Below are 17,068 nucleotides of genomic sequence, written 5' to 3' on the forward strand. Positions count from 1 at the left end.
TAAGATAGGGGGAAACATAAAATGTTTTTTACCAAGAAGCAAAACGAAAAATATGCCGATGTAATGATATGGGCGATGGAATCAGCCCGCAAAAACGGAAAATTTAAACCGTATGATACGGTGCTTTTGCGTAGTGATTTTTCCGCTCGGCCCTTGGCAGAGCAAATTTATACCAAATTGTTGGAAAAACGCTACCACGTTGTGTTGCGTTGGAACGCGCCGGAAAATTTTTCTAAAACTTTCTACTCTTTGGCTGATGACAAGCAACTGGCCTTTTTGGCCCCGGGCGAAAAAGAATTTCAAGGTGGCATTAACGGCTTGATTTCCTTGCGCGCGCCGGAGGATTTAACTCACTTAAAAAAAGTGGACCCTTCGCGCATTGCCAAAAGTGCGGTGGCGCATAAACCCTTGCGCGAAATTTTAGATGTGCGGGAACAAAAGGGTTTCTTCGCGTGGACGTTATGCAATTACCCGACGGCTGAACTTGCCAAGCGCGCGGGACTTTCCGGCAAGGAATATGCCGCGCAAATTGCCCGTGCCTGTTTTTTGAACGAAAAGGACCCTGTTACAAAATGGCAAGAGGTAGCCCAAGCCGTTACCGAAATCGGCGATTGGCTTTCCAACTTGCCGATTCGTACCTTGCATATTGAGTCTAAATCAATGGATTTTGAAGTGCTTTTGGGCGAAAAACGCCGCTTTGTAGCAGGCGGAGGGTGCAATATCCCGTCTTTTGAAATTTTTACATCACCCGATTGGCGCGGTACGCGCGGAGTGTATTTTGCCGATTTGTCCTCTTACCGGAGCGGTAATTATGTAAAAGGGGTGCGCTTGGAATTTAAAGACGGGCGCGCCGTCAAGGCAGATGCGGAGCAAGGCGCGGCTTTTGTGCGTAAAATGCTGGCTATGGATAAAGGCGCGGCGCAAATCGGCGAGTTTTCGTTGACAGACAGACGCTTTTCCAAAATTACCAAGTTTATGGCAGATATCTTGTATGATGAAAACTTTGGCGGCAAATACGGTAATTGCCACGTTGCCGTCGGAGCCAGTTATGCAGATACCTACACCGGCCCGCAAGATAAACTGACTAAGGCCGAAAAAGAAAAACTGGGCTTTAACGATTCTTCCCTCCATTGGGATTTAATCAACACCGAGGACAAAAAGGTTACGGCCCGCTTAAAGGACGGCTCTTTGGTTACGGTATATGAAAAGGGCCAATTTAAATACTAGGACCTTTTGCCCCTTGGGCCTAGGTCCAAAGACCCTGGTAAAAAAGGTTGTATTATTTTAAACTAATAATAAGGAAGTTACTTAAAAAAAAGGAGAGAAAACTATGAAAAGATTTTTAACAGTAGCCCTTGCGTTGTTGCTGACAACAGGGGCCTTTGCTCAAAAGAGAATTGAGAAAAACGGTGCGCTGGATTCGCAACTAAGCAAGGCGATTGCCGCAACTATTGCGACCCAGGCCCCTGCCTCTATTGGCGAAGCGACCCGCGTGCTGGAAGCCTATGACACTTTTGCCCAGGCGGTTAAAGGCAGACAATACCACGATTTTAACTACATCTTTCAGGTAATGGATGAAGTTCGTGTAACCTTTATGAAACTGCAAACCAAATCGCCGGAAGCCGCGGCGCAGGTTGCCAAATTCATTAACCGCCCGGTGGCGATTGCCAACGGTTCTTATTTCTTAACGCTTGAAAGTTACTTGCGTATGGAAACGATTAACTTGTCCCAAAGCGAACAAGTGAAATTTGATGCGTTCTATACCGCTTTGGTAAACGCTTTAAATACATATGATGTGGTGACGGTAAATAACAAATTGCCGAAAGCGTATGCCGAATCGGTGGTGGCGTTTCGTAAGTTTGTAAGTGGCACCAAGGAACTTAATGCTAACTGGATTTTGCAAAGTATGATGAACCCGATGGACGAATTTAACGCCCAGTTGCAAAAGAACCCGCAGTTGGGCCCGGCTATGGCGAAGGAATTTGTAAAGCCGATTAAAACCTCTTGGGGTACGGTAAAACCGTTGGATATCATCAACGAGTATGCCATTACCTTACAAGGCCCGGTACAGGACGATTTGTTTGATTTCCGCGACAATTTGGTCCGCTTGGGTGCTAAATAATAGCCTTTTTTTCACAGAAACCGCTTGGAACAATAACCGTTCCAGGCGGTTTTTTTGTAGTCAGACAGATTAAAAAATGGGGAAATTATTGCGGATAAAACCCCTAAAAAACCATAAAAAAACGCGCCCGAAAGCGCGTTTTTGTAATAGAAATAAATTCTATAACTCGGTATGCAAAACTTTTAAGGCGGCCTTTTCTTTGGCGACGGGCAGACATTCCTGTACGCGGTAGTGCTTGCCGTCAGTCAATTGCGTGATAGCCGCAATGTCGGTATCGGTCAGCACTTCCTTGTCATAGGTGGTACGGAATTCGTACCCAAGCCCGCTTTCCACAATTAATTTCATAGATTCGCGCAACACCGCCGGATTAAAATCCACTCCCGTGATGAGTGAATATTTTTCCAGCGGAGCCTTTAAATCCATAGCAATAAAATCCAACAGTTTGCCTTGAATTAATTGTTTTAGCACTTCCGGGCGGGTACCATTGGTGTCCAACTTGGTGGCATATCCCATCCCTTTTAATTTGGCTAGAAACTGCGGTAAATCTTCGTGCAGGGTGGGTTCCCCGCCGGATACCACAATCCCTTCCAGTGTGCCTTGGCGGCGCTTTAAAAAGGCGTCTATTTCTTCTTCGGCAACGGGTTCGGCGAACATATGCGGATAGACCAATTCCGGATTGTGGCAGTAGCGGCAACGAAAGTTACACCCTTGCGTAAAAACTACCGCGGCTGGCCGTCCGGGAAAGTCAATCAATGTAAATTTTAATAATCCGCCTATCTTCATACCGAATCCGTTGCGTTCAAAGCAAAAAATTATTTATCACAGCCGCAAGAGCAACCGACGTGCATCGTTTTTCTCATTGCAAATTCTTCTTTTTTGCCTTTGTTCCAGTTTTGTACGGGGCGCAGATAGCCTACCACTCTGGAATAAACTTCGCATTTGGAACCGTGAACGTCGTTCAATTCTTTTTTAAGTTCCGAGATTTTGTTTTCAACTACTTGTTTTTCCTGTGCAGTCATTGTGTGTCTCCTGACGATTAATAACCTATGTTGACGGGAACGGGCCCGTGAAAACCCGTTACTTTTATTATGGCACTTTACAGCGCCGGCCGCAACCGCTTTTTTGGGTTATCTTTGACGGGCAAAGTAACCCAAAAAAGGTAATATCTTACAGATCTATTTGCTGTATAACTGTTCTTCCAACAGTTTAATTTTGTGTTCCAGTTCCTGCATCCGTTCGGCTTTGCATTTGGGGCATTCAAAGTGTTCGCCTTCAATGTAGCCGCACTTGGGGCAGACGCTGAACGTAGGGGTAATGGAAAAGTAGGGTAATGTGTACTTTTCACAGACGGTTTTGATGAATTTCTTCATCGCTTCCAAGTCTTTAATCTTTTCCCCTGTAAAGATATGTTGCACCGTGCCGCCGGTGTATTTGGATTGGATAGTGCTTTGCAAGTCCAACATTTCAAACACATCATCCGTATAGTTGACGGGCAACTGCGAAGAGTTGGTGTAGAAAGGCTGATGGCCTTGCTTGTACAATTCTTCATCGGCGCAGATGATTTCGGGGTAGCGCTCTTTATCCAGTTTAGCCAAACGGTAGGAGGTCCCTTCCGCCGGAGTGGCTTCCAAGTTATAATTGTTGCCGGTTTCTTCCTGGAATTTTACAAGCGTTTCGCGCATATAGGTCAGCACGTCCTCGGCAAATTTTTTGCCTTTTTCGGTGCCGATATCTTCGCCCAACAGGTTGACGGTCGCATCATTTAAGCCGACAAGCCCGATGGTGGAAAAGTGGTTCTTCCAAAATTCGCCAAAGCGTTGGCGCACCGAGCGCAGATAGAAACTCATATACGGATAGAGATTCCCTTTCGTAAAGCGCTCAATAATTTTGCGTTTGATTTCCAAACTGGTTTTGGCTACTTCCATACGGTCTTTTAAGAGGGCGAAAAAGTCTTTTTCGTCTTTGGCCAAATAACCCAGCCGGGGCAAGTTGATGGTTACTACGCCGATAGAGCCGGTCAACGGGGCAGAACCAAAGAGCCCGCCGCCGCGTTTGCGCAGTTCGCGGTTATCAATGCGTAAGCGGCAGCACATAGAACGCGCATCTTCGGGGTTCATATCGGAATTGATAAAGTTGGCAAAGTACGGGATACCATATTTGGCTGTCATTTCCCACAGAGGGGTAAGTTTGGGGTTGTCCCAATCAAAATCTTTGGTAATGTTATACGTCGGAATCGGGAACGTAAACACGCGGCCTTTGGCATCACCCGCGAGCATTACTTCGCAGAACGCGCGGTTCAACATATCCATTTCCGCTTGGAATTCGCCGTAAGTTTTATCCTGCAATTTACCGCCGATAATAACCGGCTGGTCCTTGTAGTAGGACGGTACGGTTAAGTCCAACGTTAAGTTGGTAAACGGTGTTTGGAACCCTACGCGGGTGGGCACGTTTACGTTAAACAAAAATTCCTGTAAGGCTTGTTTTACATCATTGTAAGAAAGTTTATCGTAGTAGATAAACGGCGCGAGCAAGGTATCAAAGTTGCTGAAAGCCTGCGCCCCCGCACTTTCGCCCTGTAAGGTGTAAAAGAAGTTTACCACTTGGCCTAATGCGGTGCGTAAGTGCTTGGCAGGTTTACTTTCAGCCTTGCCGACTACGCCCGTAAAACCGCTTAAAAGCAGGTCTTGCAAGTCCCAACCGACACAGTAAGCACCCAACAATCCTAAATCGTGCAAGTGAAAATCACCCTCGCTGTGCATACGGCGGACGTTTTCGGGATAGATTTTATTGAGCCAATAGACCTTACTGATTTCGGAGGAAATATAGTTGTTTAACCCCTGCAAGGAGTAGCCCATATTGCTGTTTTCGTTTACCTGCCAGTCAATCTTTTGCAAATACTGGTCCACCAAATCTACGTTAAATTTGGAAGAAATTTCACGCATACGGGCGTGCTGGTCGCGGTACAGAATATAGGCTTTGGCTGTTTTATGATAATTTGATGTTAAAAGCACATCTTCCACAATATCCTGTACATTTTCCACATTGGGAACGGTGTCGGAATAAAGTTGTTGGATAATGTTAATGGCGCGAATCGTTAATTTTTTGGCGGTTTCAGCGTCAAATTCGCCGGTTGCCTCGGCGGCCTTGGTAATGGCGCGGGTAATCTTTTTAGAGTCAAAATGCTGTGTCGTACCATCTCTTTTTACGATACGGGTAATAACTTCGGAGTTTTCCATAATAGTGTAATCCTGGTAGAATAATTCGCCGCTAAATAAACTAACGACTTTTAAAATTTTGGCAAAAACGGACTAAAAATGCAAATCTCGTCTTAAAACCGATTTTGCCACAAGCCTAAAAATGAAGCCCTCCGACGGAAAAAACGCTCTTTTGCCTTGTCCTTGGCAGGCTGGCAGCCAGGCTTGTTAATAGTAATTATTACTAATAAGCGGGTGCTTTGTCAATAATAAATTAGATAACTCCTAAAAAATAAGGGAAAACGGCGCGGTTTTCTTGCTTGTTTTTTAGCCTTTTTTGCGGGACTTGACGAACGCCGGGCAAAAAGTTTTAATAAAGAAAAAGGAAAAAGGGGGGAATTATATGGACTTTTACCAATGGTGTGTGCTTGTAGCGGTAGTTGCCTTTGTGGTGTTGGTCGTTTTTGCGGTGCGGACATTTTTGCAAATTACCCGCACAGCCGAAGCCGTAGAATATTTGGCGGTTTCTGCTGCTGAAAATGTAGATAAAACCAAAAGTGCGTTTGATTTAATTGACAATGTTTCCACACTTTTGGATTCAACCTTTTACAAGGTAATGAAAGTAGGCCTTGATTTGGTGCGCCATTACCGCAACCGCTAATGCGTTTATTCTTTTTGCAAAAGCCCCGGTTTGGATACCCGGGGCTTTTTGCTAGTTAAGCAACCAAAAACCAAAATTTAAATAACAAGCAAATCCTAACCAGCCTGCATAAGGAACCAACAAAAGTGCGGCTAAACCATTTTTTAAACGGGCTTCCTTCCATAGCCAAAATGTTTCTGCTAACATTACCACTAGCAACAGCAGGGCCGGTTGTAATTCGTGCAGGCCGAAGAAAACAGGTGTCCACCACATATTAAGAGCCAGTTGGATAATAAATAAAACGGCTGTTTTCTTATGGTTTTGTAAACCTTTGCGGAAAAGAAGAAAGGCGCTTATCCCCAAAAACAGATAAAGAATACTCCACACCATTCCAAAAACGATATCCGGCGGTACGAGCGGTGGCTTGGTAAGCCCGTGATACCAAACCAAATTTTGTTTTACTACATGGCCGCCGGGCAAGGCGGGCAACTGGCAGAGCAAAAGCCAGAATAAGAGCGGTAAAAAAGTTCTGTAAATATTTTTCATATTTTTACCGTATCATTTTGCGTGGCATCGCCCAAGGTGAAAAAAAGGTTATAAAAGCGTGTTGTTCGGTTTATAAAAATGGTAAAATAAACTAAACGTATTTTATTTATATATTGAGGACATTATGGACACCAAACTCATTACGGAAATTACCGATTGGCTCAAAACCACCGATTTAGCCGAATTTTGCTACGAAAAAGACGGCGATTGTATTGAAGTTAAAACCCAAGAAGCCTTGCCGGAGCCTGCGCATTTTGAATGCTCGCTTACGGCGGTAACTTCTCCGGCTGTCGGTATTTATCACGCGGCTGAAAAAGGCAAAAACTTGGCACTGAAAGAGGGCCAAACTGTAAAAGAAGGCGATTCCTTGGGCGTGGTGGAAACCGTTTCCCAAAAGCATAAAGTAACGGCCCCTGTGTCCGGAAAATTGCGTATAGTAACCGCCAAAGACGGCGCTCCCGTGGAATTTGGTTTACCGTTATTTTTTATTGAGCAGGCAGCCAAATAGGAGCATAACCCATGTCTGCTAACATTAAAATTACTCCCTTTAAAAAAGTTTTGATTGCCAACCGTGGCGAAATTGCGTTGCGTGTTATCCGCACTTTAAAAGAAATGGGCATTAAGTCCGTGGCTATTTATTCGGAAGCCGACCGCAACTGTCTGCACGTCCGTATGGCTGACGAAGCCGTTTGTATCGGTGCGGCTCCCTCCCCTTTAAGTTATTTAAATATAGATGCTATTGTTACCGCCGGAAAAATTACCGGAGCAGATGCCGTTCACCCCGGGTATGGCTTTCTGTCTGAAAATGCGGATTTTGCCACGGCTGTTACCAAGGCCGGTATGATGTTCATCGGGCCGACCGCGCACGCTATTGAAATGTTGGGTGTTAAATCTACCGCGCGTGAAATTGCCGTGCGCGCCGGAGTGCCGATTACTCCCGGCTCAGCCGGCATTGTAGGTAAAAATTTCCGCGAAGTAGCCCGCAAAATCGGTTTTCCGATTATGATTAAAGCCTCTTTGGGCGGCGGCGGCAAAGGTATGCGCGCGTGCCTAAAAGAAGAAGATTTGGAACTGATGATGGAAACCGCGCAGGGTGAAGCCCGCGCCAACTTTGGTGATGACCGCGTATATTTTGAAAAACTCGTTTTGAACCCGCGCCATATTGAAGTGCAGGTAGCCGCCGATAACTATGGGAACGTCGTGGCGTTTGCGGAGCGTGATTGCAGTATGCAGCGCCGCCACCAGAAACTGGTGGAAGAATCTCCGTCCCCGTTTGTGGACGCGGTAACCCGCCAAAAACTCCAAGAGGCCGCTTGCAAATTGGTAAAAGCGGCCGAATACCGCGGTGTCGGTACGGTAGAGTTTTTGATGGCTCAAAATAAAGAATTTTATTTTATGGAAGTAAACACCCGTTTGCAGGTGGAACACCCGGTAACGGAATCCGTCTGCGGACAGGACCTCGTCAAAATGCAGTTGCAGATTGCGCAGGGGGAACCGCTCCACATTACGCAAAAGGACGCGGCGGTTATCAAATGCCACGCGATTGAGCACCGCATTAACGCCGAAGACAGCGAACATAATTTTACGCCGTGCCCCGGCACTATTACCGAGTGGATTCCTTCTGGCGGGTTGGGTGTGCGCGTGGACAGCCATATGTACACGGGTTACACCATTCCCAGTTATTACGACAGTTTGATTGCCAAACTGATTGTTACCGCGCCGGACCGCGAACACTTGCTTGCCCGCTGCCGCCGTTGCTTGGGCGAATTTTTGATTGACGGTGTCAAAACCACAATTCCGTTCCACCAAAAAATCGTCAATAACCCGGACTTTATAAAAGGGAATATGGATACGGGCCTTATTGAACGGATGATGGCGCAGGAGAAGGAACAAGGTGAAGGCAAAAAATAAAATCTTAGGCCCGCGCGCGCTTAAAAAATTTGTAGAGGCCGCCCGTGAGGAAGGCAAAAAAATCGTTTTTACAAACGGTTGTTTTGATATTTTGCACGCCGGGCACGTTAGCGTGTTGGAGTTTTCCCGCTCCAAGGGTGATGTGCTGGTGGTTGGGCTCAACAGCGATGCTTCCGTGCGCCGCTTAAAAGGGCCAACCCGTCCGGTAAATACCCAGGCCGACAGAGCCTTGGTATTGGCGGGATTGGAAAGCGTATCCGCCGTCAGTATTTTTGAAGAAGACACACCGTATAATCTAATTAAAATCGTTCGTCCGGATGTGTTGGTAAAGGGCGGCGACTATAAGACCGACGAAATTGTCGGCCGTGAATTTGCAAAGAAAGTGGTGCGTTTCCCTTTGCTTAAAGGTCGTTCCACCACCAATATTATTAACAAGGTAAGTAAATAAACCGCTTTGCGGCTTGCGGGCTGCGGCGCGGTTGTTGTGTCAAGAGGATAAAATATGTCTGATATTTTTGAGAAATGCAAAAACTACAAAGACGCCAAACTGGCTATGCGCTTGGGTATTTACGGCTATTTTCAGCCGATTGAATCTGCGCAAGGGCCGGAGGTGGTGTTGGGCGGCAAAAAATACATTATGGCCGGTTCTAACAACTATTTAGGCTTGGCAGATGACCCCGAAATGAAAAAAGCCGCCGCCGAAGCCGCTTTAAAATACGGTACCGGATGTGCCGGCTCCCGCTTTTTAAACGGCAACACCAAAGCCGCCGATGCCTTGGAAGCGCGAATTGCTAAATTTAAACGTAAAGAAGCCGGGCTTATCTTTTCTACCGGATATCAGATGAATTTGGGCGTCGTGTCGTGCCTCGTTAAAAAGGGCGACTACGCGATTGTGGATAAATTAGACCACGCCAGTATTTTGGACGGTATTAAACTTTCTGACGGCGAAATGGTGCGTTTTAAACACAACGAACCGGGCGATTTGGAGCGCGTTATTTCCAAACTGCCCGCCGAGGCCGGCAAACTGATTATTGTGGACGGTGTTTTTAGTATGGAAGGGGACATTTGTCCATTGCCGGAAATTGTCAAAATTGCTAAAAAATACGGCGCCCGTGTGATGGTGGATGATGCGCACGCGACGGGTATCATCGGTAAAACGGGCCGCGGTACTTGCGAATATTTCGGCTTGGAAAACGGCGAAGTGGATTTAGTGGTCGGCACTTGCTCCAAAACCTTTGCTACTGTTGGCGGTTTTGTCGTTGGCGATGCGGATATTATTCATTACATCCGCCACAATGCCCGCAGCCAGATTTTTTCTGCCGCATTGCCGCCGGCCTGTGTGGCCTCTATCACCAAGGCGTTGGAACTGATTGAAAACGACACCTCCCGCCGCGACAATCTGTTCCGTTTAACAGCCAAACTCAAAAAAGGCTTGGAAGATTTAGGCTACGATTTGGGTACCAGTACCACACCGATTTTGCCGGTACACGTTGGTAGCAACGAAAACTGCTTTAAAATGTGGCGCGCCTTGCACGAGTTGGGTATTTTTTCTAACCCGGTGGTCAGCCCTGCCGTGCCTCCGGGCCACGCGCTTATGCGTTTAACGCTTATGGCAACACACACCGACGAACACGTTGCCCAAATTATTGATGCTTTTGCAAAAGCAGGCCGTGCGGTAGGTGTGATTAAATAGTTTGTTACCAGTATGACCCCGGTCGCTATGGCCGGGGTTTCTTTTTTAGAGAGAGGAAAATATGCGTGTGGAAATACATCAAATAGCGGATAAAGAGTTGGACTCTTTTGTCAATTTTCCGTTTGAATTATACAAAAATGACCCGTATTGGGTGGGGGAGTTAAAGGCCGATACTAAAAAGTTATTGCGCTTGAATAACGTCTTTTGGACGAAGAACGAGCGCGCTCTGTTTATGGCATACCAAGACGGAAAAGCCGTTGGGCGTATTGCCGCCATTTTGAATAAAGAACATAACGAATATCATCACGAAAATATTGGTTTTTTCGGCTTTTTTGATGTCATCAATGATAGAAATGTTGCGGCTGCGCTTTTTCAGGCGGCAGAAGATTGGCTCCGTGCCAAGGGTGTAACGGCGGTGCGTGGTCCGGCTAATCCGGACAGCAACCATATTTACGGCTTGCTGGCCGACGGCTTTGACAGTATGCCCGCTATTATGATGCCCTATAATTATCCTTATTATATGGAGTTAATTGAAAAGGCCGGATATGGAAAAATTAAGGACCTGCTCGCCTTTGAACGCAGTAAAGACGACAAATTTTCCGAACGGTTTTTAAAGGTTTGTGCGCGTTGTTCGCGCGGGCACGGTATTACTTTGAGGAGGCTGAACCTCAAAAATTTGGAAGCAGAGGCCGAAATCATCCGCGAAATTTACAATAAGGCGTGGGCGGAAAATTGGGGCTTTGTGCCAATGAGCAAACAGGAAATGGCGGATGTGGTGAACGAATTAAAACTAATTGTCCGGCCGGAAGGAACTTGTGTATTGGAAGTGGATGGGGTTGCGGCGGGGTTTTATATTGCTATTCCGAATATGAACCACGCGCTTAAAGAATTAAAAGGTTCCCTGGCTAATCCGTGGCGTATCATCAAGGCACTCTTGGCTTGGCGCAAAATTAAAGATGCGCGCCTGATTATGTTGGGCGTGGCGCCTGAATTTAGAAAGCGCGGTATTGACCTGATTTTGATTAAGCACATTATTGACCACGGGGTAGCCGTTTGGAACGAAGCGGAACTGTCGTGGGTGCTGGAAGATAATGATGGTATTATCCGCGGAATTACGGAGTGCGGCTGTCATACCAGTAAGCGGTACAGGCTGTACCAAAAAAGTTTGTAAACTCACATAAAAGGGTTTCGCTTCCTCCCACGGAAAACGAAACCCTTTTAGTGTGTTGCCCGGGATAGCGGGTCCCCTCCCGCGTCCGGACGGATGAAATCTGTTTAGAGTGGACGCCCCGCCGGGTACTCCGGCTGGGGCGTCTTCGTCTTAAAGCGCTCCGTGTTTACCCCACTTTACGCTTTCCCCCAGTTTACGGTCCTTTGTTTATGCTTTATCCCCCGGGCCGTTCTCTATATTTAAAGGATAGCGCATAAAGCGTCAAAATAAAAGTCCAAAAAAGGATTAGTTTTTTAGGGCAAAAAAATCCCCGCCGGATAAGGGCGGGGGAAAAGTTACTTTTCTTCGGTAACGCGTTTCCACGCGGCCAAAAAGTCGTCCGGTACGGGAGCCTCAAACTTTAATTTTTTGCCCGTTAGCGGGTGGTTAAACTCAATTCTCCGGGCGTGCAGCATCAGGCGGTCAGCCGTCGCGCCGCGGTAGAGCCAGTCGCCCAATACCGGATAGCCCAACCAACTTAAATGCACGCGCAACTGGTTGGTGCGGCCTGTGCGCGGGTAAAGTTCAATGTAGGTAAATCCGTTTTTGCGTTCCAACACCTTGTAATCGGTAACGGCTTCGCGCCCTACGTCGGAAGCCTTGATTTTGCCCCCGGCCACGCGGCCTATCGGCACGTCAATAGTGCCCTCGTTGTCGGGCACTTCGCCACAGGCGATGGAGTGATATGTTTTGTGAACCTCCCGGTTGGAAAACAGGGCCACCATTTCGGCTTGAAATTCTTGTGTTTTGGCTACCACCATTACACCGCTGGTTTCGCGGTCTAAACGGTGTACGAGCCCCGCGCGGGGCATAGATGTATCAAATCCTTTGGGCGGGTTAGCCAAAATGACGGACACCAAAGTTTCTTCGGTTGAAAAAACTGCTTCGGGGTGTTCTTCCCACACCGGGCTTTGCGGGTGAACAAGCATACCCGCAGGTTTAATGAGAACAAAAAAATCTTTGCCGTCGTGGATAATTAAATCAGACAGTTTTGTCTTGGCTTCCGGTGCGGGCATTTCAATTTCCACCACTTCGCCCGGAGTGAGCGGCCAAGAGGGTTTTACCCTTTTTCCGTTGACGGTAATTTTGCCGTCTTTAATCATCTTTTGCACAATGGCGCGCGAAAAATCAGCCAATTCGTCTGCGGCAAAAATGTCCAAACGGCGGGAATATCCTTCAAAAACGATTTTTTTATTTTCCTGCATAAGTAGAGTCCTTTTTTAAACGAATCCAAAGCCAGCACGAGACCGCCGCAGCCGCCAAGGCAATCCATTGGGAGGGAGATAATCCCAACCAATAGGCGCCGCGGTAATCCCCGCGGAAAAACTCAATGATAAAGCGCATTATGCTGTAATATGTTATATATTGCGCTAATATTTTTCCGTCTTTATGCGGACGTTTGGACGCATAGTGTAGTAATACGAATAAAATCAGGTTTCCGGCAGATTCATACAGTTGCGTGGGATGCAGCGGCACGTGTAAAAGTTCCGGGGTTACCAAGGAGTGCGGGTCGGTAAAGCGGACACCCCACGGCATAGTGGTTGGGCTGCCGAAACAGCACCCCGCCAAAAAACAGCCAATGCGCCCCAAGGCGTGTCCCAACGGAAGGGCAACAATTAAAAAGTCGCCCGTTTTTAAAAGAGGTAATTTCTTTTTCCTGATATAATAAATAAGCGCGCCGACAGATGTAATCATCCCGCCGAAAAAGACAAACCCGTAGCGGAAATCACGCACAATATTGGTAATTTTTTCGGCTAAGGTTGCCCCTAACTGCGGCCAAGAAACAATAATATAGAGGAGTTTGCTTCCTGCTAATGCGCCGATAAAGGCAATAAAAATCAGGTTCCAAAAGGTGTCTTTATCTAAACCAATTTTTTTCAGGCGCGAAATCAAATACAGCGAAGCTGCCGCGTATCCCAATGCTGTCATTAGGCCGTAACTTGCCAGTTCAAAGGAGCCTATTTTTAAAAATATCGGGTGCATTACAGCCGCTCCTCATCTCGTATTGCATTTCGCATAAAAGGGTTTTTTAAGCGTTCGTAGCCAATAGTGGAACTGCATTTCCCGCCGTAGGCGTGTCCCGCAAAAATTTGTGTATCTTCGGGAAGTTTGGAAAGTTTTACTAAACTTTGGCGCATTTGGCGCGGGTTAGAAGACGGTAAATCTACCCTTCCGCACGCACCCGGGAAAAGAGTGTCGCCCGTAAAAAGCGCGTTGCCGATATGCAAGCACACCCCACCCGCCGTATGGCCGGGCGTGGGGATAATATGCACCTTAAACGGACCGATTTGCAAGTGTTGTTCTCCCTGGTAAGAGTGTACAAACTGCGGCTCCAAACCCGAAAGAACCAGGTCATTTTCTTCCAAAAAGGCTTGTAAATGGTGCTTGCGCAGTAAATCTTGGGAAAATTTTACGTGGTCAAAGTGCCCGTGCGTAAAAAATACGGCGAGCAAATTTAATTTTTTTTCTGATAAGATATGTTCCAAATAGTTCATATCCCAGGCCGGGTCAATCAAAACGGCATCTGACCCTTCGGTCAGCAAATATGTACAGTTGCCCATAGGGCCTAAATTGATGACATCAATATTCATAAGTTATTTATCGGGTTGAAATCTAAATTCCACTTCGTTTGGGCCGACCATATTGTATTGGGTCCGGGCAATTTTTTCCAAATAAGCGGCATCTTCTTTTTCAAGCAATTCCATAGTGGCGGTCAATTCGGCGTGTTCTTTATCCAGCAGAACGCTTTGTTTCGCCAGTTTATGCAGTTCCAGTTTGTTATGTACCAAACTTAAAATACTGCTCCCTAAAAAGAAGATAACCACTACTACCAGGGCGGTCCCCAGTAGTAGCGGTTTTTTGTTTTGGATAATAAAATCCGTTATGGCTTGCGTGTTCATTTGCGGCTAAATACAGAATCTTGCGCGTACTCGGCTTTGTTGCCCAGTTCGGCTTCAATTTGGAGCAGACGGTTGTATTTGGCCGTCCGTTCGGAACGCGCCGGCGCGCCCGTTTTAATGGCGCCTGCGTTAGTGGCTACGGCCAAATCGGCGATGAAGGTGTCTTCGGTTTCGCCGGAGCGGTGCGACACAATGCGGGAATAACCGTGCTTTTTGGCCAGTTCCATTACGTCAATGGTTTCGGAAACGGTGCCGATTTGGTTGACCTTGATTAAAATAGAATTAGCGGCTTTTTCTGCAATGCCTTTTTCCAACCGGTTTATATTGGTAACAAACAAATCATCACCTACCAGGTTAATTTTTTTGCCCAGTTGTGCGGTAATGTGTTTCCAACCGGTCCAATCGTCTTCTTGCAAAGGGTCTTCAATGGATACAAGGGGATATTTCTGGCACCAAGAGGAGTAAATCGCGGTCATTTCTTGGGCAGAGTGCATTTTCCCTTCAAAACGATAAGAACCCTCGTGATAAAATTCGCTGGCGGCGCAGTCCATAGCAAGCGAAATATCCGGGTGTCCGGCCTGTTTGGCGGCGGCTAAAATAGTTTTTAGTACATCTTCGTGTTTTGTAATTTTAGGAGCAAAACCGCCTTCATCCCCTACGGCAATCACCATACCTTCTTTTTTAAGCAAATCTTTTAAGGAATGATAGGTTTCGCTTGCTTCGCGCAGGGCTTCGGCAAAAGTTTTGGGTGCGGTCGGTACGATCATAAACTCCTGTACATCCAGCCCGGAATCGGCGTGCTTCCCGCCGTTAATGATGTTGAGCATAGGTGCGGGCAAGATATAGCGGCTGTTATCTAAATTATAGACGTTGCGCAGATGCTGGTAGAGCGGCAATTTTGCACTGTGGCAACCCGCACGCAATACTGCCATAGAAACGGCCAGCATTGCATTGGCGCCCAGATTTGTTTTGTTTTCCGTGCCGTCCAAAGCCAGCATACTTTCGTCCACCAGGCGGATGTCAAACGGATTCATCCCGGCCAACTGCTGCGAAATTCTCTCCACGTTGGCAACCGCCTTTAACACACCCTTGCCATTGTAGCGGGTACCACCGTCGCGCAGTTCAAGTGCTTCGTGCGAGCCGGTAGAGGCTCCGCTGGGTACGGCCGCGGTGCCTGTGTTGCCGTCATCTAACAGGACGTCGGCGGCTACTGTCGGATAACCGCGCGAATCCAAAATTTCCCTTGCCGTAATTTTTTTAATGCGAACCATACAACCCCCTTCCGGCAAATTGCCGGATTAGACAATGCTGTCTATGATTTTTTTGCCTTCTTTAATCAGTATTTCCGGCAATTTTTCGTCTTGCGCTTCGGCATACATACGGATTAACCGCTCGGTGCTGGACGGGCGAATAGCCAGCCAACTGCCGCCCTTTAAGATAAATTTAAACCCGTCTGTATTGTCAATACGCCATACAGAGGTTTTATTAATGGAAAGCGGCGGTTTAATATCCAAGCGTTCCATAATGCGGTTAATTTCGGTTTCCGCCTTGGGAATACTGACTTTTTGGTCAAACAACTGTTTGTATTTTTTATAAAAATCTTTTTTCAGTTGTTTTAAGGTCTTGCCTTCGGTGGCTAACATATCTACCACCAACAGGCAGGCCACCAGACCGTCTTTGTCCGGAATATGGTGGGCAATCGCAATACCGCCCGATTCCTCCATACCCATTATGTACTGCCCGGTAATCATTAACTCGGTAATATATTTAAAGCCTACCGGGGTTTCGCGCAGCATTAGCCCGTTTATTTTGGCTACCTGGTCAATCAGGTTTGAGGTAATGACGCTTCTGCATACGCGGCCTTTTAAATTTTTATTGCGGACCAGGTGTTCCAGTAACAGCGGGGCAATTTCGTTGGGGGACACCCAGTTGCCTTCGGCATCAATAATACCGAATTTATCGCAGTCCGGGTTACAAGCGATACCCAAGTGCATTTTTTTGCTTACAACTAATTTTTTGAGGTCCGTCAAACTGACTGGTCCGGCATTGGGCGTGTGTCCGCCAAAGAGGACATCTTCCCCTTCGTGGATGCCTTCTACCGTTACGCCGTGTTTTTCCAAAAAGTCGCGGAAATAATATTTTGACGTACCGAAAAGCGGGTCAACGGCTACTTTTAATTTCGCCTTTTTAAGTGCCTTCACATCAATCATTTTTTCCAAGCGGGCCATATAGCCTTTGCGGAAATCTTTACTGACGATAGCCGCCGCGTTCAATACGCCAAATTCGGTAGAGGACGCTTTTAAAATCTGTGCGTTGGGTGAAGGAATACGCTTTTCAATATCTTGCACAATTTCGTTATTGGCAATACCGCCGTAGTACGAAATCCATTTCACGCCGTTTACATAGTATTCGGCTTCACTGCCCGTAATAACAATTGCCCCTACGGCGCACTCGTTGAGCACCGCCCACTCGGCTACCGGGGTAGGCAGGGGGAGTTCGGCCACTTTTACTGTAATGCCGCTTTGCACGAGCGCATTGGCGGCTACATAGGCAAATTGTTTAGACAGAAAACGGGTATCATACCCCACGAGAACGAGGGGCTTTTTGGGTTTTTTGCCTTGTTCTTCACAGTGCTTGCGGTAGCCCGTACCTTCAAATCCATAGAAAGGATGTTCCAAAATATGTTCGGAAATCCCGTAAGTCAAACGCTGTACGGACTGGGCGGTCAGCCCGTCTGCGGTAACGGCCCGGAAGCCGGCTGTGCTAAATTTAATATCTTCACTCATCGTGCAGGTATTATACTAAAAAATAGGCATTTTTTCATCTTTCTGTGGCTTTGTATATTGGGTAGC

General features: G+C 46.9%; 18 protein-coding genes. 8 read left to right on the forward strand and 10 right to left on the reverse strand.

Going from position 1 to position 17,068, the window contains the following annotated elements; translation table 11 throughout:
* The first annotated feature begins 21 nt into the window (after window positions 1-21).
* Window positions 22-1,227 (forward strand): aminopeptidase, encoded by a 1,206-nt coding sequence (locus tag ACZOTW_RS03815; RefSeq protein WP_483997533.1) that lies wholly within the window; start codon window positions 22-24, stop codon window positions 1,225-1,227.
* 103 nt (window positions 1,228-1,330) lie between these two features.
* Entirely contained in the window at window positions 1,331-2,122 is a 792-nt protein-coding gene (locus tag ACZOTW_RS03820; RefSeq protein ID WP_483997534.1) for a hypothetical protein, read from the forward strand.
* A gap of 159 nt (window positions 2,123-2,281) precedes the next feature.
* On the opposite strand, the gene ACZOTW_RS03825 is transcribed toward ACZOTW_RS03820, so the two are convergent.
* The 3 genes from ACZOTW_RS03825 to ACZOTW_RS03835 all read right to left on the reverse strand — a co-directional run bounded on the left by ACZOTW_RS03825 (window position 2,282) and on the right by ACZOTW_RS03835 (window position 5,358).
* Window positions 2,282-2,905, reverse strand: coding sequence for an anaerobic ribonucleoside-triphosphate reductase activating protein (locus ACZOTW_RS03825; RefSeq protein WP_428037743.1), 624 nt, complete (start codon window positions 2,903-2,905; stop codon window positions 2,282-2,284).
* Window positions 2,906-2,934: 29 nt separating this feature from the next.
* Window positions 2,935-3,141 carry an anaerobic ribonucleoside-triphosphate reductase gene (gene nrdD / locus ACZOTW_RS03830; protein WP_428039569.1) on the reverse strand — a complete coding sequence of 69 codons (207 nt, stop codon included), beginning with the start codon at window positions 3,139-3,141 and terminating at the stop codon, window positions 2,935-2,937.
* 156 nt (window positions 3,142-3,297) lie between these two features.
* Complete coding sequence (locus tag ACZOTW_RS03835; protein ID WP_483997535.1) at window positions 3,298-5,358, reverse strand: ribonucleoside triphosphate reductase; 2,061 nt, start codon at window positions 5,356-5,358, stop codon at window positions 3,298-3,300.
* 361 nt (window positions 5,359-5,719) lie between these two features.
* Here ACZOTW_RS03835 and ACZOTW_RS03840 point away from each other — a divergent pair, with 361 nt between their 5' ends.
* Window positions 5,720-5,977 carry a hypothetical protein gene (locus ACZOTW_RS03840; RefSeq protein ID WP_177748703.1) on the forward strand — a complete coding sequence of 86 codons (258 nt, stop codon included), beginning with the start codon at window positions 5,720-5,722 and terminating at the stop codon, window positions 5,975-5,977.
* Window positions 5,978-6,028: 51 nt separating this feature from the next.
* Here the strand turns inward: ACZOTW_RS03840 and ACZOTW_RS03845 are convergent, their stop codons facing one another.
* On the reverse strand, window positions 6,029-6,502 hold the full coding sequence (locus ACZOTW_RS03845) for a TspO/MBR family protein (protein ID WP_483997536.1): 474 nt from the start codon (window positions 6,500-6,502) through the stop codon (window positions 6,029-6,031).
* 124 nt (window positions 6,503-6,626) lie between these two features.
* Between ACZOTW_RS03845 and ACZOTW_RS03850 the strand changes: the two genes are divergently transcribed.
* From ACZOTW_RS03850 to ACZOTW_RS03870, 5 genes are all read left to right on the forward strand, one after another.
* Window positions 6,627-7,010, forward strand: a complete 384-nt coding sequence (locus ACZOTW_RS03850) for an acetyl-CoA carboxylase biotin carboxyl carrier protein (RefSeq protein ID WP_428064258.1) — start codon at window positions 6,627-6,629, stop codon at window positions 7,008-7,010.
* Window positions 7,011-7,021: 11 nt separating this feature from the next.
* The gene (accC, locus tag ACZOTW_RS03855) at window positions 7,022-8,413 is read left to right on the forward strand and encodes an acetyl-CoA carboxylase biotin carboxylase subunit (protein WP_483997537.1); all 1,392 of its coding nucleotides are present in this window, start codon (window positions 7,022-7,024) and stop codon (window positions 8,411-8,413) included.
* The gene (gene rfaE2, locus ACZOTW_RS03860) at window positions 8,397-8,861 is read left to right on the forward strand and encodes a D-glycero-beta-D-manno-heptose 1-phosphate adenylyltransferase (RefSeq protein ID WP_428045059.1); all 465 of its coding nucleotides are present in this window, start codon (window positions 8,397-8,399) and stop codon (window positions 8,859-8,861) included. Before accC ends, rfaE2 begins: the two co-directional genes overlap by 17 nt.
* A gap of 54 nt (window positions 8,862-8,915) precedes the next feature.
* On the forward strand, window positions 8,916-10,106 hold the full coding sequence (locus ACZOTW_RS03865; protein ID WP_177748714.1) for an aminotransferase class I/II-fold pyridoxal phosphate-dependent enzyme: 1,191 nt from the start codon (window positions 8,916-8,918) through the stop codon (window positions 10,104-10,106).
* A 61-nt stretch (window positions 10,107-10,167) separates the two neighbouring features.
* Window positions 10,168-11,277, forward strand: a complete 1,110-nt coding sequence (locus ACZOTW_RS03870; RefSeq protein WP_483997538.1) for a GNAT family N-acetyltransferase — start codon at window positions 10,168-10,170, stop codon at window positions 11,275-11,277.
* Between the two features lie 335 nt (window positions 11,278-11,612).
* Here the strand turns inward: ACZOTW_RS03870 and ACZOTW_RS03875 are convergent, their stop codons facing one another.
* From ACZOTW_RS03875 to ACZOTW_RS03900, 6 genes are read right to left on the reverse strand one after another with little or no spacing between them, the layout of a single operon-like run.
* Window positions 11,613-12,521, reverse strand: coding sequence for an RluA family pseudouridine synthase (locus ACZOTW_RS03875; RefSeq protein ID WP_428040812.1), 909 nt, complete (start codon window positions 12,519-12,521; stop codon window positions 11,613-11,615).
* Window positions 12,508-13,299: a prolipoprotein diacylglyceryl transferase gene (lgt, locus tag ACZOTW_RS03880; RefSeq protein ID WP_483997539.1), complete on the reverse strand. Its 792-nt coding sequence runs from the start codon at window positions 13,297-13,299 to the stop codon at window positions 12,508-12,510. Before lgt ends, ACZOTW_RS03875 begins: the two co-directional genes overlap by 14 nt.
* The gene (locus ACZOTW_RS03885; RefSeq protein WP_483997540.1) at window positions 13,299-13,907 is read right to left on the reverse strand and encodes an MBL fold metallo-hydrolase; all 609 of its coding nucleotides are present in this window, start codon (window positions 13,905-13,907) and stop codon (window positions 13,299-13,301) included. The genes lgt and ACZOTW_RS03885 overlap by 1 nt, the downstream gene beginning before the upstream one ends.
* A 3-nt stretch (window positions 13,908-13,910) precedes the next feature.
* Window positions 13,911-14,216 (reverse strand): FtsB family cell division protein, encoded by a 306-nt coding sequence (locus ACZOTW_RS03890; protein ID WP_428037752.1) that lies wholly within the window; start codon window positions 14,214-14,216, stop codon window positions 13,911-13,913.
* A complete protein-coding gene (eno, locus tag ACZOTW_RS03895; RefSeq protein WP_483997541.1) occupies window positions 14,213-15,487 on the reverse strand; it encodes a phosphopyruvate hydratase in 1,275 nt (424 codons plus the stop codon). Before eno ends, ACZOTW_RS03890 begins: the two co-directional genes overlap by 4 nt.
* Before the next feature lie 27 nt (window positions 15,488-15,514).
* Window positions 15,515-17,002, reverse strand: coding sequence for a phosphohexomutase domain-containing protein (locus ACZOTW_RS03900; protein WP_177748728.1), 1,488 nt, complete (start codon window positions 17,000-17,002; stop codon window positions 15,515-15,517).
* Window positions 17,003-17,068 lie beyond the last annotated feature (66 nt).

Source organism: Candidatus Avelusimicrobium sp., from assembly GCF_056976295.1.